4 protein-coding genes are annotated in these 13968 nt (G+C 71.9%); 2 read left to right on the top strand and 2 right to left on the bottom strand.

What is annotated here, in order from left to right; all coding sequences use genetic code 11:
- Nucleotides 1–50 precede the first annotated feature (50 nt).
- Nucleotides 51–1001 (top strand): gluconolaconase, encoded by a 951-nt coding sequence (locus KUM40_RS36040; RefSeq protein ID WP_217170533.1) that lies wholly within the window; start codon nt 51–53, stop codon nt 999–1001.
- A gap of 139 nt (nt 1002–1140) precedes the next feature.
- Here KUM40_RS36040 and KUM40_RS36035 read toward each other — a convergent pair whose 3' ends face one another.
- Nucleotides 1141–1755, bottom strand: coding sequence for a TetR/AcrR family transcriptional regulator (locus KUM40_RS36035; RefSeq protein WP_217170532.1), 615 nt, complete (start codon nt 1753–1755; stop codon nt 1141–1143).
- Nucleotides 1756–1890: 135 nt separating this feature from the next.
- Nucleotides 1891–3420, bottom strand: a complete 1530-nt coding sequence (locus tag KUM40_RS36030; RefSeq protein WP_254396208.1) for an AMP-binding protein — start codon at nt 3418–3420, stop codon at nt 1891–1893.
- A 634-nt stretch (nt 3421–4054) separates the two neighbouring features.
- Here KUM40_RS36030 and KUM40_RS36025 point away from each other — a divergent pair.
- Nucleotides 4055–13968: SDR family NAD(P)-dependent oxidoreductase (locus KUM40_RS36025; protein WP_374227453.1), on the top strand; the 9914-nt coding region annotated here is incomplete at its 3' end.

The raw sequence follows: 13968 nt of genomic DNA, 5'->3' as shown, positions 1-13968 counted from the left end.
CGTACCACGACCACCGACCACCGACCATCCGTACGAAACAGGAGAACCTCATGTCCGACAGCAGCACACCCGGCGACGGCACCCCGTTCGCCGACGTCATCACCGGGCACGCCGACTCCCTGCACCCCGAAGGCGTCGACTGGGACCCCAACCGCCAGGCCTTCCTGGTCAGTTCGACCCGGCACGGCACCGCGTCGATCGTCGACGGCCACGGCCGGCTCACCCCGCTGGTGACCGACCCCGACCCGCGGATCGTGTCGACCGTCGGCATCACCGTCGACGTGCCCCGCAACCGGCTGCTGCTCGGCTACCACGACCTCGGCATCGGCGTCCGCTCCACTCCGGAGACCAACCTCAAGGCATCTGGCATGGCCGTGTACGACCTGGCCACCGGTGAGGAGCAGTTCCTGGTCGACCTGGCGCTCGGCGAGGAGCCCATGCACGCGGCCGACCGGATCGCGCTGGACCAGGACGGCACCGCGTACGTGAGCGACCCGGCGGCCAACAAGATCTACCGGGTCACCGTGGACGGCAAGGCCGAGGTGCTGGTGGACAGCCAGACGCTGTCGCCCGGCTGGGAGCTGGGCACCGGCGCCGGCGTGATCGGCCTGCGGGTGCACTCGGGCGGTTTCCTGCTGGCGCTGCACTACACCACGGGTCTGCTGGCCCGGGTGTCCACCGACACCGGGGAGGTCCGCCAGGTCGAGCTGTCGGGCGGCCCCATCGTCGGCGGGGACGCGTTCGCCCTGCGTGCCGACGGCAGCATGGTGGTGGTCAGCAACGCGCTGGCCAACGAGAACGGTGAGGACGCGGTGATCGTCCTCGAGCCGGCGGACGAGGACTGGTCCGCCGCCAAGACCGTGCACCACGAGAAGTGGCCCGAGAAGAACCCCACGGACGTGCTGCCCACGCCGCACGGCGACTACGTGCTCAGCGGCCGTCCCGAGTACCTCTTCCGCGGAGAGACGGCCGACGACTTCGTGCTGCGCCGCATCGTCTGAGTCCCCGTCCCCGCTCTGCCCGCACGCACTGTCGGCCGACCCTCCCCCAGGGTCGGCCGGTGGCGTTCGGTGGCGTTCGGTGGCGTTCGGTGGCGCGTTGGGGCGCCGTGACTGACGCCCCACGCGTTCCGCGGCCCGGTCAGGCCTGTGCGGCCTCGGGCGCTTTCGCCTCGGACCAGCGCAGCATGGCCTGCAGGGCCAGCGTCAGGTCGTGGCCCGTGGGGGCGCGGTCGGGGTCGACCAGCCACTGCGCCATGACACCGGTGGCCATCGCCTGGAAGAAGGCGCCCACCGCGCGCATCGACGCCTCGTCCAGTTCGTCGGCGTTCTCACCCGCGATGTTCTTGAACAGCTCCATCATGGAGGTCCGGCCCTGCTCGACGCCGTCGGCGAGCGCCGGCTTCAGGTCCGGCACCCGGTCCACCTGGGCGAACACCTCGAAACTGGCCAGCAGTAGCTGCTGGTTCGTCTGGTACCTCTCGACGATGTGCGACCAGACCGCCTCGAACCGCTCGACCGGTGTGGCGTGGGGATCGACATCGGGGACCTGGGTGGGTGAGATCTCCTTGCCGGTGTCGTCCAGCGCCTCCAGGAGCGCCGCGTTGAGCAGCGCCTCCTTCGAACCGTAGTGGTAGCCGATGGACGCAAGGTTCGCACCGGACGCGGCGACGATGTCGCGCGTCGTGGTACGGCCGTACCCCTTTTCGATCAAGCAGCGCTTGGCGCCGATGAGCAAGTCCTCGCGATGTCCCATGCTTCAACCTTAGTCGACGTCATATACATTCGTCTCATACAGTGCTCTAAACGGCCCTCCACCTGCAAGGGCCGATCCCCGTCCCCCGGGAATCGGCCCTTGTGTCCGGTGTCCGGGACCGGTGTCCGGGACCGGTCAGATGCCGGCCACGGCCGTGAGCGCGGCCCGGTCGGTCTTGCCGTGCACGGTGACGGGCCACTCCGCCACCACATGCAGCTCCTTGGGTGTCATGTAGGCGGGCAGAGTCTCCGCACAGAACGCGCTCAGCTCCGTTCCCCTGGGCGCCGCCGCGTCCGGTGCCATCGACACGAACGCCCCCAGCACGGGTTCGCGCTCCGGCCGCCGCACCACCAGCACGGCGGCCGCGGTGACCCCCGGGAACTCCAGGATCTTGCGCTCCACCTCACCGATCTCCACCCGGTTGCCGCGGATCTGCACCTGGGAGTCGACCCGGCCGCAGAAGTACATCTCGCCGCCCCCGCCCCGGTGGGCGAGGTCTCCGGTACGCAGGACGAGCTGGCCCGAGCGGGGGTTCAGCGGGTCGGGGACCTGGGCCCGGCGAGTGGCCTCCACGTCGTCCCAGTAGCCGGTGAACAGGGCGGGGGTCCGCAGATGGATCTCGCCCTGCACGCCGGGCTCCTCGATCACCTGCCCCGACTCGTCGACGATCATCATCTCCGCGCCGGGGTGGGCGAACCCGATGGACAGCTTCTCCAGGTCCGCCGGCAGCGGGTTGGGCACGTCGGTGAACGAGCAGGCCATGGTCTCCGTGGCGCCGTAGCAGTTGACGAGCCGGGCCTGGGGGAGCAGCCGCTGCAGCAGGCGCAGCTCCGGCAGCGGGAAGTCCTCGCCGCAGAACAGCACGCCGCGCAGCCGGTCGAGCGAGGCCAACTGCTCGCTCTCGTGCTTCAGGGCCGAGCGCCAGATCGAGGGCACCCCGTCCACCTGGGTCACTTCCATGTCCTTCAGGAACTTCACGAACCGCCGCGGCCAGCGCAGCGTGTCCCGCGGGACCGGCACCACGGCCGCGCCGCTGCCCAGCGCCAGGCCGATGTCCAGCAGGGAGAAGTCGAACTGCAGCGGTGACGTCGTGGCGACCCGGGCACCGCTGCCCACGATGGCGTGCTGGAGCATGCCCCGGTAGAACGACACCACCGCGCGGTGACTCATCACCACACCCTTGGGGCGGCCGGTCGTACCCGACGTGAAGATCATGTAGGCGGTGTCCGTGCCGACCGGTTCGCGGCGGTGCCGGATCCGCGGCCGGGGCCGCCGCTCCACCGTCAGCCCCTGCGGCCCGAACCGTGCGGTGCCGAGGCCCTCGGGCACACCCTCCCGGTTGCCCTCCTGGGCCTGGGCGTACAGGCCCGGTTCCGTCGTTTCGATGATCGTCAACAGCCGCTTCAGCGGCGTCTCGGGGCTCACCGGCACGAAGGTCAGGCCCAGTGACGAACACGCCAGGAACATCGCTATGGCCGAGGACGAGGTGTCCGACTCAAGGATCACCCGCTCACCCATGTCCAGCCCGAGCCCGTCGAGCACGGACGCGTACCCGTGGACCCGCTGCTCCAACTGCCGGTAGGTGGTGACCACGGCGGGTTCCCCGTCCGGTCCCGCCTCGACCACGGCCGGCTCGTCGGGCGTCACCCTGGCCCAGGCGAGCATGAAGTCGTGCAGTCGGTCGACCGGCGCGGAAACCGACACGGAAATCTCTTGACTCAGGCTCACGTGAATCTTCCCCCATGACTGGCGGCGGGTTCTGGTTGGCCCGGGATTCGCCGCACCTTCGCAAGTCCGGCGGCGGGGCATACACGCAGTCGGTCCTGAACTGTCGAGTGCGGCATTTTAGGGGCCGGCCGGATGCGTGAACGGACGCTCAATTCTGCGGCCGGTATTGCGCAAATCTCGGACTGTTGACCGGATTCCTATCACGGGCGATAGTCGCGGGCAAGGTTTTCCGGCGTACTCTGGGGCGCTCGCCGCCCCCTCAGTGGATCCCTGTCTCCCCTTATATTTCCAGGCCGGAAGTTCCGGGGTGGCGCCTAGGGGTGGCTAGGGGTGACGGCTCGGCTTTTATCTCACGTAGCGTGCGGTTGCGTGGCGGCCCGGGTGAGGTCTGTCTGCACGACTAATCGATAACGTGGAGTGTGCCTCGATGAGCGAGTCTGGGATTTTCCTTTCCGCCGGCGACGAGGACACGCCGGTCGACCGTTCACGTCTCATGCGTGAACTGGCGGAATTGCCTGTTTCCGAGCAGCGTCGAATGCTGCTCGATCTGGTACGGGAACAGACCCGTGGCATGCTGCGGAAGCTCCGCCCCGACGAGGACGGCGACGTCGACATCGCACGCCCATTCCGAGAGCTGGGCCTGGACTCGCTGAGCCTGGTCGAGATGCACGCACGTCTCAATTCCGCCACCGGACTCGCGCTGCCGGTCACCGTCGCCTTCGAGTACCCCACCCCCGGGCTGCTCGCCGACCACCTGCGGGCCGAGGTGCTCGGTCTGTCCGACGACGACGCCGGCGAGCCCGAGCCGCCCGCCTTCGACGACGACGAGCCGATCGTCGTCGTCGGCATCGGGTGCCGTTTCCCCGGGGGCATCTCGTCCCCGGCGGACCTGTGGCGGGTGGTCGCCGAGGAGCGGACGGTCGTCGCCGACTTCCCCGACGACCGGGGCTGGGACCTCGACCGCCTCTTCGGCGACGACCCCGACGCCCCGGGCCGCAGCCACGTGGGCAAGGGCGGCTTCCTCACCGACGTCGCGGAGTTCGACGCCGAGTTCTTCGGCATCGGCCCGCGTGAGGCACTCGCCATGGACCCCCAGCAGCGGCTGCTGCTCGAGACCGTGTGGGAAGCGGTGGAACGGGCGGGCATCGACCCGACCTCCCTGCGCGGCAGCCGGGCCGGTGTCTTCGTCGGCGCCGGAGCCCACGAGTACGGCGTCCGCTCCCACGAGGACGCCCAGGGCACCGACGGCTACCTGCTGACCGGCAGCGCGCTGAGCATCGCCTCCGGACGGGTCGCCTACACCCTCGGCCTCGAAGGCCCCGCACTCACCATCGACACCGCCTGCTCCAGCTCCCTCGTCTCCCTGCACCTGGCCGCGGAGTCGCTGCGCCGCGGCGAGTGCTCCCTCGCCCTGGCGGGCGGCGCGACCGTGATGGGCAGCCCCGCCACGTTCACCGAGTTCAGCCGGCAGCGCGGCCTCGCCCCCGACGGCCACTGCAAGGCCTTCGCGGCGGCCGCCGACGGCACCGGCTTCGCCGAGGGCGTCGGCATCCTGGTCGTGGAGCGGCTCTCCGACGCCCGGCGAAACGGCCACAGCGTCCTCGCGGTCATCCGCGGCAGCGGCATCAACCAGGACGGCGCCAGCAACGGCCTCACCGCACCGAACGGCGCCTCGCAGCGGCGCCTCATCCGCCGCACCCTGGCCCGGGCCGGCCTGGTGGCGGACCAGGTCGACGCCGTGGAGGCGCACGGCACGGGAACCACCCTCGGCGACCCGATCGAGGCCCAGGCCGTCGTCGCCACCTACGGGCAGGGCCGCGCCGAGGGGCACCCGCTGTGGCTGGGCTCGGTGAAGTCCAACATCGGGCACACCCAGGCCGCGGCCGGCGTCGCCGGCGTGATCAAGATGATCGAGGCGATGCGCCACGGCGTCCTGCCCCGCACCCTGCACGTCGACGCGCCCTCGCCCAACGTGGACTGGTCCGCGGGCGACGTACGTCTGCTCACCGACCCCGTCCCCTGGCCCGCGGGGGACGGCCCCCGGCGCGCGGGCGTGTCCGCGTTCGGGGTCAGCGGCACCAACGCCCACGTCATCCTCGAAGAACCCGAGCCGGAGGAGGTCGAGCCCCGCACCCAGCCCCCGGCCGGCTCCGCCACCGTCGGCCTCGTCCCGGTCTCGGCCCGCACCGAGCCCGCGCTGCGCGGCCAGGCCGCCCGGCTGCTCGACCTCGTCGACGCGGACGAGAACTGCACCCCGGCCGACCTGGGCCACTCCCTGGCCACCACCCGGGCCGCTCTCGACGAGCGTGCCGTACTGGTCGTCGGGGACCGTACCGGGCTGCGCGAGGGCCTGCGGGCACTCGCGGACGGGCGGAGCACTCCCGACCTGTTCCGCGGCACCGCGCACGGACGCGGCCTCGCGTTCCTGTTCACCGGACAGGGCAGCCAGCGCGTCGCCATGGGCCGCGGTCTTTACGACGCGTTCCCGGTGTTCGCCAAGGCGCTCGACGAGGTCACCGGCTACCTGGACCTGCAGCTCGAACGGCCGCTCTACGACGTACTGTTCGCCGCGGAAGGGTCTGACGAAGCGGCCCTGCTGGACCGTACCGCGTTCGCCCAGGCCGCACTCTTCGCGGTCGAGACCGCCCTGTTCCGGCTGGTCGAGTCCTGGGGTCTGCGACCCGACTTCCTCGCCGGACACTCCATCGGCGAACTGACCGCCGCCCATGTGGCGGGCGTGCTCTCCCTGGACGACGCCGCCACCCTGGTCGCCGCACGCGGCCGGCTCATGCAGGAACTGCCCGAGGGCGGCGCCATGCTGGCGGTGCAGGCCGCCGAGGACGAAGTCCTGCCCCTGCTCGACGAGTCGGCCGGCATAGCGGCCGTCAACGGACCCACCGCGGTAGTGGTCTCCGGCACCCGCGAAGCCGTCGAGACCATCGCCGGCCACTTCTCCGCGCTGGGCCGCAAGGTGAGCCGACTGCGGGTCTCGCACGCCTTCCACTCGCCCCTCATGGAGCCTATGCTCGCCGAGTTCGAGCGGATCGCGCAGATTCTCACCTACTCCGCGCCCACCATCCCCGTCGTGTCGAACGTGACCGGACGCCTGGCCACCACCGAGCAGCTCTGCTCACCGCAGTACTGGGTGGACCACGTCCGCCAGGCGGTCCGCTTCGCGGACGGGGTGCGGCACCTCGCCGGGAGCGGCGTCGGCACCTTCCTCGAACTCGGCCCCGACGCCGTACTGTCCGCCCTCGCCCAGCAGTCCGTCGACAGCGACGAAACGCTCTTCCTGCCCGCCCTGCGCCGCGACCACGACGAGGAACGGACCCTGCTCACGGCGATCGCGCGGGCCCACGCCCACGGCGCCGCCCTCGACGGCTCCGCCCTGTTCGCCGACCGGGACACCCGCTTCCTCGACCTGCCCACCTACGCCTTCCAGCGGCGCCGCTACTGGCTGACCGCCCCGCCCGCCACGGGCGACGCCCCCGGCCTCGGCCAGACGGCCGTCGACCACCCGCTGCTGGGCGCCGCCGTCAGCCTGGCCGGCGCCGACACCGCCGTCCTCACCGGCCGCCTCTCCCTGAATTCCCACCCCTGGCTCGCCGACCATGTCATCTCCGACGTCACCCTGCTGCCCGGCACCGCCTTCGTGGAACTGGCCGTCCGCGCGGGCGACCAGGTCGGCTGCGGCCTGCTGGAGGAACTGACGCTCCAGACACCGCTCGTCCTGGCGCCCGACGCCTCCGTCGTCGTCCAGGTGGTGGTCGGCGCCGCCGACGACGCCGGACTGCGCCCGCTGGAGATCTTCTCGCGGTCCGAGGACGGCGACGCCACCTGGACCCGGCACGCCGCCGGCCTCCTCGCCCGCACCACCGCCGCCCCCGACACCGACCTCACGGACCTCACCGATTGGCCCCCGCCCGGCGCCGAACCCCTCGACACCACCACGCTGTACGAGGACATGGCGCGCGACGGATACGGCTACGGCCCCGTCTTCCGGGCCGTCAGGGCCGCCTGGCGGCGCGACGGCGAGGTCTTCGCCGAGGTCGCCCTGCCCGACGGAGAACGGGCCAACGCGGCGGCCTTCGGACTGCACCCCGCCCTCCTCGACGCCGCCCTGCACACCGCCGACCACGGCTCCGCCCGGCCGGCCGCCGACCAGGTGCGCATCCCCTTCTCCTGGAACGGCGTCACCCTGCACGCCGCGGGTGCCTCGGCCGTCCGCGTCCGTATCACCCCCGGGGGTGACGACGCCCTCACCGTCACGCTCGCCGACGCCGAGGGGCTGCCCGTCGCGAGCGTCGCGAACCTCGTGCTGCGCCCTGTCTCCGCCGAACAACTGCGGTCCGCCCGCACCGGCCGCGGCGGCGACCTCCACCAGGTGACATGGCGCCCGCTGACACCGGCCGCGGCTCCGGCCGCGGCTCCGGTCACCTCTCCGGTCACCTCTCCGGTCGGCACTCCGGTCGGGGAACCCGTCGCCTGGGACGGCAGCGCCGACGCGCTGCACCGGCTCACCGACGGTGCCGACGGCACACCGGCGTCCGTCGTCCTCGACCTGCCCGGCGTCCCGGCCGGCACCGAACTCGCCGCCCGGCTGCGCGGCGCCGTCAACACGGCCCTGGAGGCGGTACGCAACTGGCTCGGCGACGAACGCCTCGCCGACAGCGTGCTCCTCGTCCGCACCCGCGGATCCGTCACGGTGCCGGGCCACGCCCCCGCCGTACCGCACCTGGCGGCCGTCTGGGGCCTCATCCGCTCCGCACAGGCCGAGAACCCCGGGCGCATCGTCCTTCTCGACACCGACACCGACACCGACACCGACACCGACACGGCGGATGTGGTTACGGCGGGTGTCGTCCTCGCCTCGGGCGAACCCGAGGCCGCCCTGCGCGGCGGCACGCTGTGGGTACCGCGACTCGTACTCGCCCCGGCCACCGGCCCGGCCACCGACCCGGCAGCCCCCGCGCCGTGGGACGACCACAGGACCGTACTGATCACCGGCGGCACCGGCGGCCTCGGGGGCCTCCTCGCCCGCCACCTCGTCACCCAGCACGGCGTACGCCACCTGCTGCTCACCAGCCGCCGCGGCCTGGACGCACCGGGCGCCCGCGAACTCGTCGCCGAGCTCACCGAGAACGGCGCCCGGGTCGACGTGAGCGCCTGCGACGTGGCCGACCGCCGGGCCGTTGCCGCGCTCCTCGGCTCCGTCCCCGCCGACCACCCGCTGGGCGCCGTCGTGCACACCGCCGGCGTCGTCGACGACGGGCTCGTCGGCTCCCTGACCGCCGACCGGCTCGACACCGTACTGCGGCCCAAGGCCGACGCGGCCTGGCACCTGCACGAACTGACGCGCGACCTCGACCTCGCGGCATTCGTCCTGTACTCCTCCATGGCCGGTCTCCTCGACGGTGCGGGCCAGGGCAACTACGCCGCCGCCAACGTCTTCCTCGACGCACTGGCCGAGCAGCGGCACCTCCAGGGCCTGCCGGCCACCTCGATCGCCTGGGGCCTGTGGACCGGCGACGCGGGCATGGGCGCCCACCTCGACGCGTCCGCCCTGCAGCGCGCCCGCCGCCTGGGCATGGAGGGGCTCTCCGCGGAGGACAACCTCGCCCTCTTCGACCGGGCCGTCGTATCCGGCAGCGCCGCCGTCTCCCCGCTGAGGGTCGACTTCGACGCCCTGCGCGCCCGCAACGACGGCATCCCGCCACTGTTGCGTGACCTCGTACGCGTGCCCGTGCGGCGATCGGCCGCCGGGCCCGCCGCCCGTACCGCGTCCGAGAACGCCGGCCGCTGGGCCGGCCTGCACGGGGCCGAACTGACCGAGCGCCTGCTGGACCTGGTGCGCGAACAGGCCGCCGACGTCCTCGGCCACGACGGAGCCGACGCCGTCGGCGTACGACGCGCCTTCACCGACATGGGCTTCGATTCCCTCGGCGCGGTCGAACTCCGCAACCGGCTCAACTCCGCGACCGGCCTGCGGCTGAGCGCCACCCTCACCTTCGACTACCCGACACCGCGCGCGCTCGCCGAACACCTCGCCACCAAGGTCGAAGGCCCCGCCGCCGCCGACGTCCGGCGCAGCCGGCCCGCCGTCACCCGCACCGACGAGCCGCTGGCCATCGTCGGCATGGCCTGCCGCTACCCCGGCGACATCATGTCCCCCGAGGACCTGTGGCGGACGGTCACCGCGGGTGAGGACGTCGTCTCACCCTTCCCCACCGACCGTGGCTGGGCCCGCGACCTCTACGACCCCGAGCCGGGCGTACCGGGCAAGAGCTCCGCCCGCGAAGGCGGATTCCTGCACGACGCCGCCCTGTTCGACGCCGCGTTCTTCGGCATCAGCCCGCGTGAGGCGCAGGCCATGGACCCCCAGCAGCGGCTGCTCCTCGAAGTCGCCTGGGAGACCCTGGAACGGTCCGGTATCGACCCGCACAGCCTCAAGGGCAGCGACACCGGTGTGTTCGCCGGCGTGATGTACCACGACTGGGGCCTGCGGCTGGGCCCGCTGCCCGAGGACGTGGCGGGCTATCACGGCAACGGCAGCCTGGCCAGTGTCGTCTCCGGCCGGGTCGCCTACACCCTCGGTCTCGAGGGTCCGGCGGTCTCCGTCGACACTGCGTGCTCGTCCTCCCTGGTCGCCCTGCACATGGCGGCCCAGGCCCTGCGCTCCGGGGAGTGCTCCCTGGCCCTGGCCGGTGGCGTCACCGTCATGTCCACCCCGGACACCTTCATCGACATGAGCAGACAGGGCGGACTCTCCGCCGACGGCCGCTGCAAGTCCTTCGGCGCGGGCGCCGACGGCACCGGCTGGGGCGAGGGCGTCGGCCTGCTGCTCGTCGAGCGGCTCTCCGACGCACGCCGCAACGGCCACCAGGTCCTCGCCCTCCTGCGCGGCAGCGCGGTCAACTCCGACGGCGCGAGCAACGGCCTGACCGCCCCGAACGGACCCTCGCAGCAGCGCGTCATCCGTCAGGCCCTGGCAAGCGCCGACCTGTCGACGAGTGACGTCGACGCCGTCGAGGGCCACGGCACGGGTACGACGCTGGGTGACCCGATCGAGGCGCAGGCGCTGCTGGAGACGTACGGCCAGGACCGGGCGGAGGACCGTCCGCTGTGGCTGGGCTCCGTCAAGTCCAACATGGGTCACACGCAGGCTGCGTCAGGTGTCGCGGGCGTCATCAAGATGATCATGGCGATGCGGCACGGGCAGCTCCCCAAGACCCTGTACGCCGACGAACCCAGCCCTCAGGTCGACTGGACCCAGGGTGCGGTCCAGCTCCTCACCGAGGCCAGGGAGTGGCCGGCCACTTCTGCCGCCCGACCGCGCCGGGCGGGCGTCTCCTCCTTCGGGATCAGCGGCACCAACGCCCATGTCGTCATCGAGCAGTCCCCGGCTCCGGAGCCCGCCGCCGGCTCAGCGGTCGATTCCGACTCCGACTCCGTCACGAGTCCGCTCCTGCCCTGGGTGCTCTCCGCCCGCACCCCGCAGGCGCTGAGGGCCCAGGCCGACAGGCTCCGCGCACACCTCGACACTCTCACCGACGCCGAACTCCGCCCCGCCGGACATGCTTTGGCGACCACGCGGGCCGCGCTCGAACACCGGGCCGTGGTGATCGGCGACGGGCGTGACGCTCTGGCCGAGGCGCTCGACACCCTCACCGCCGAGTCCGCCACCGGAGCGACGGTCGGCGAGATACGTGACGGCAAGACGGCTGTGCTGTTCACGGGGCAGGGGAGTCAGCGGCTGGGGATGGGCCGGGAACTGTATGACGCCTTCCCGGTGTTCGCGTCCGCCTTCGATGCGGTCTGTGGCCGGTTGGATGGTCTGCTGGGGCGGTCGTTGCGGGAGGTGGTGTGGGGTGAGGATGCCCGGCTGCTGAACCGGACGGTGTTTGCGCAGGCGGGGCTGTTTGCGGTGGAGACGGCGTTGTTCCGGCTGGTGGAGTCCTGGGGTGTGCGTCCCGACTTCGTGGCGGGGCATTCGATCGGTGAGGTGACCGCCGCGCATGTGGCGGGGGTGCTGTCCCTGGAGGACGCGGCTTCGTTGGTGGCGGCGCGGGGCCGGCTGATGGACGCGCTGCCGGAGGGCGGGGCGATGCTGGCGGTGGAGGCCACCGAGGCAGAGGTGCTGCCGGTGCTGTCCGACGGTGTCGGGATCGCCGCGGTCAACGGCCCCACGTCTGTGGTGGTGTCCGGCACCGAGACCGGTGTCGATGCCGTGGCTGAGCACTTCACCACTTTGGGTCGGCGGGTGTCCCGGCTGCGGGTGTCGCATGCGTTCCATTCGCCGTTGATGGAGCCGATGCTGGAGGAGTTCCGTGGGGTGGTGGCGTCGCTGTCGTATGCGGAGCCGTCCCTGCCCGTCGTATCGAATGTGACGGGCGCCCTCGCGGTGGCGGGGCAGCTCACCGACCCCGAGTACTGGGTGCGCCACGTGCGTGAGGCAGTCCGTTTCGCCGACGGGATCGGTGCCCTGCATGAGCAGGGTGTGGTGCGGTTTGTGGAGTGTGGTCCGGATCCGGTTCTGACGGGTCTGGCCCGGCAGACTCTCGACACGGCTGCCGATGAGGTCATCTTCGCGTCGGTGCTGCGCAAGGACCGTGCGGAGGATGTGACGGCGGTGACGGCGCTGGGGCAGGTGTTCGCTTCGGGCGGCACTGTCGACTGGACCGCCTTCTACGCCGGGCGCGGTGCTGAACGCGTCGATCTGCCCACCTACGCCTTCCAGCGCGAGCGCTACTGGCTCGATGTCACCCGTGCCGTCACGGGTGACATCGGTTCCGCCGGCCTGGAGGGCGTCGATCATCCGCTGCTGAGCGCGATGGTCGTGTCGCCCGACTCCGACGGACTGGTGCTGACCGGCCGGTTGGCTGCGGACACGCATCCGTGGATCGCCGATCACGATGTCCTCGGCCGCGTCCTGCTGCCGGGCACCGCCTTCGTGGAACTCGCTGTCCGGGCTGGTGACCAGGTCGGCTGTGACGTGGTCGAGGAACTGACCCTTGAGGCGCCGCTGGTGCTGCCGGTCGACGGCGGTGTGGCGGTCCAGGTGGTGGTCGGTGCCGCCGACGACACGGGACTGCGCTCGGTGGAGGTGTACTCGAGGGTCGAGGGCGACGACGCCCCCTTCACCCGTCATGCGACGGGCCTTCTCGGGCGCGCCACCAGCGTTCCCGAATTCGAGCTGACCGCCTGGCCTCCGCCGGGTGCCCAGAGCCTGAAGGTCGAACGGCCCTATGAGCGTCTGGCCAGCCGCGGTTATGGCTATGGTCCGGTGTTCCAGGGGCTGAAGGCGGCCTGGCGGCGGGGTGACGATGTCTTCGCCGAGGTGGCGCTGCCCGAGGAGGAGCACGCGGAGGCGGCTCGCTTCGGACTGCACCCGGCGCTGCTCGACTCCGCCATGCATGTCGACCTGCTACTCGACGGCACGGATGAGGACGAGGGCGCGACGATGCTGCCCTTCTCCTGGAACGGAGTCTCTCTGCACGCGGCCGGTGCGTCCTCTCTGCGCGTGCACATCCGGCGCGTACGCGGCGAGGAAGTCTCCTCCATCGGCGTTGCGGACACCACCGGCCAACTGGTCGCGACGGTCGAGTCTCTGGTCACCCGGCCGGTGTCGGTGGGGCAGTTGGAGTCGGCTGGTGGGGTGGTGGGCCGGTCGTTGTGGCGGGTGGGCTGGAGTCCGGTGGTGGTGCCGGAGGGTGTGGCGGCTGTGCCGGTGTGGGACGGGGAGGTGTGGCCGGCGGGTGATGTGGTGCCGCCGGTGGTGGTGTGGGAGGTGCCTTCTCCCGACAGCTTCAGCGACCGCGACAGTGGCAGTGCTGGTGTGGGGGCGCGGTTGGTGGCGGGGGTGGTGTTGGAGCGGGTGCGTGGGTGGCTTGCGGATGAGCGGGTGCTTGCGTCGCGTCTGGTGGTGGTGACGCGTGGTGCGGTGGGTGTGGTGCCGGGTGATGGTGTGGATGTGTCGGTGGCGGGTGTGTGGGGTGTGCTGCGTGCGGCGCAGGCGGAGAACCCGGGCCGGCTGACGGTGCTGGATCTGGATCCGGGTGCGGATGACGGTGTAGGGGTGGTGGCGGGTGCGGTGGCTTCGGGGGAGGCGGAGCTCGCGGTGCGGGACGGTCGGGTGTTCGTCCCGCGTCTGGTCCGCGCCCTCCCACCCACCACCGCCGACACCGCCGACACCGCCGACACCGACGACGTCGATACGTCGGCTGGGGTGTCGTTGTCGGGTGGTGCGGTGTTGGTGACGGGTGGGACGGGTGGTCTGGGTGCGGTGGTGGCCCGGCATCTGGTGGTGGCGCGTGGGGTGCGGGATGTGGTGCTGACGAGTCGGCGTGGGGCGGGTGCTCCGGGTGCGGCGGGGTTGGTGGCGGAGTTGGAGGCTGCCGGCGCGCGGGTGGAGGTGGTGGCGTGTGATGTGGCCGACCGGGAGGCGGTCGCCCGGCTGCTGGCGGGGTTTGACGGTGTGGAGCGCCC

It is taken from the genome of Streptomyces sp. AC512_CC834, from assembly GCF_019049325.1.
GTDB lineage: Bacteria > Actinomycetota > Actinomycetes > Streptomycetales > Streptomycetaceae > Streptomyces.
The sequence above is the reverse complement of the archived record's forward strand: the minus strand, read 5'-3'. Positions and strand labels throughout refer to the sequence as shown.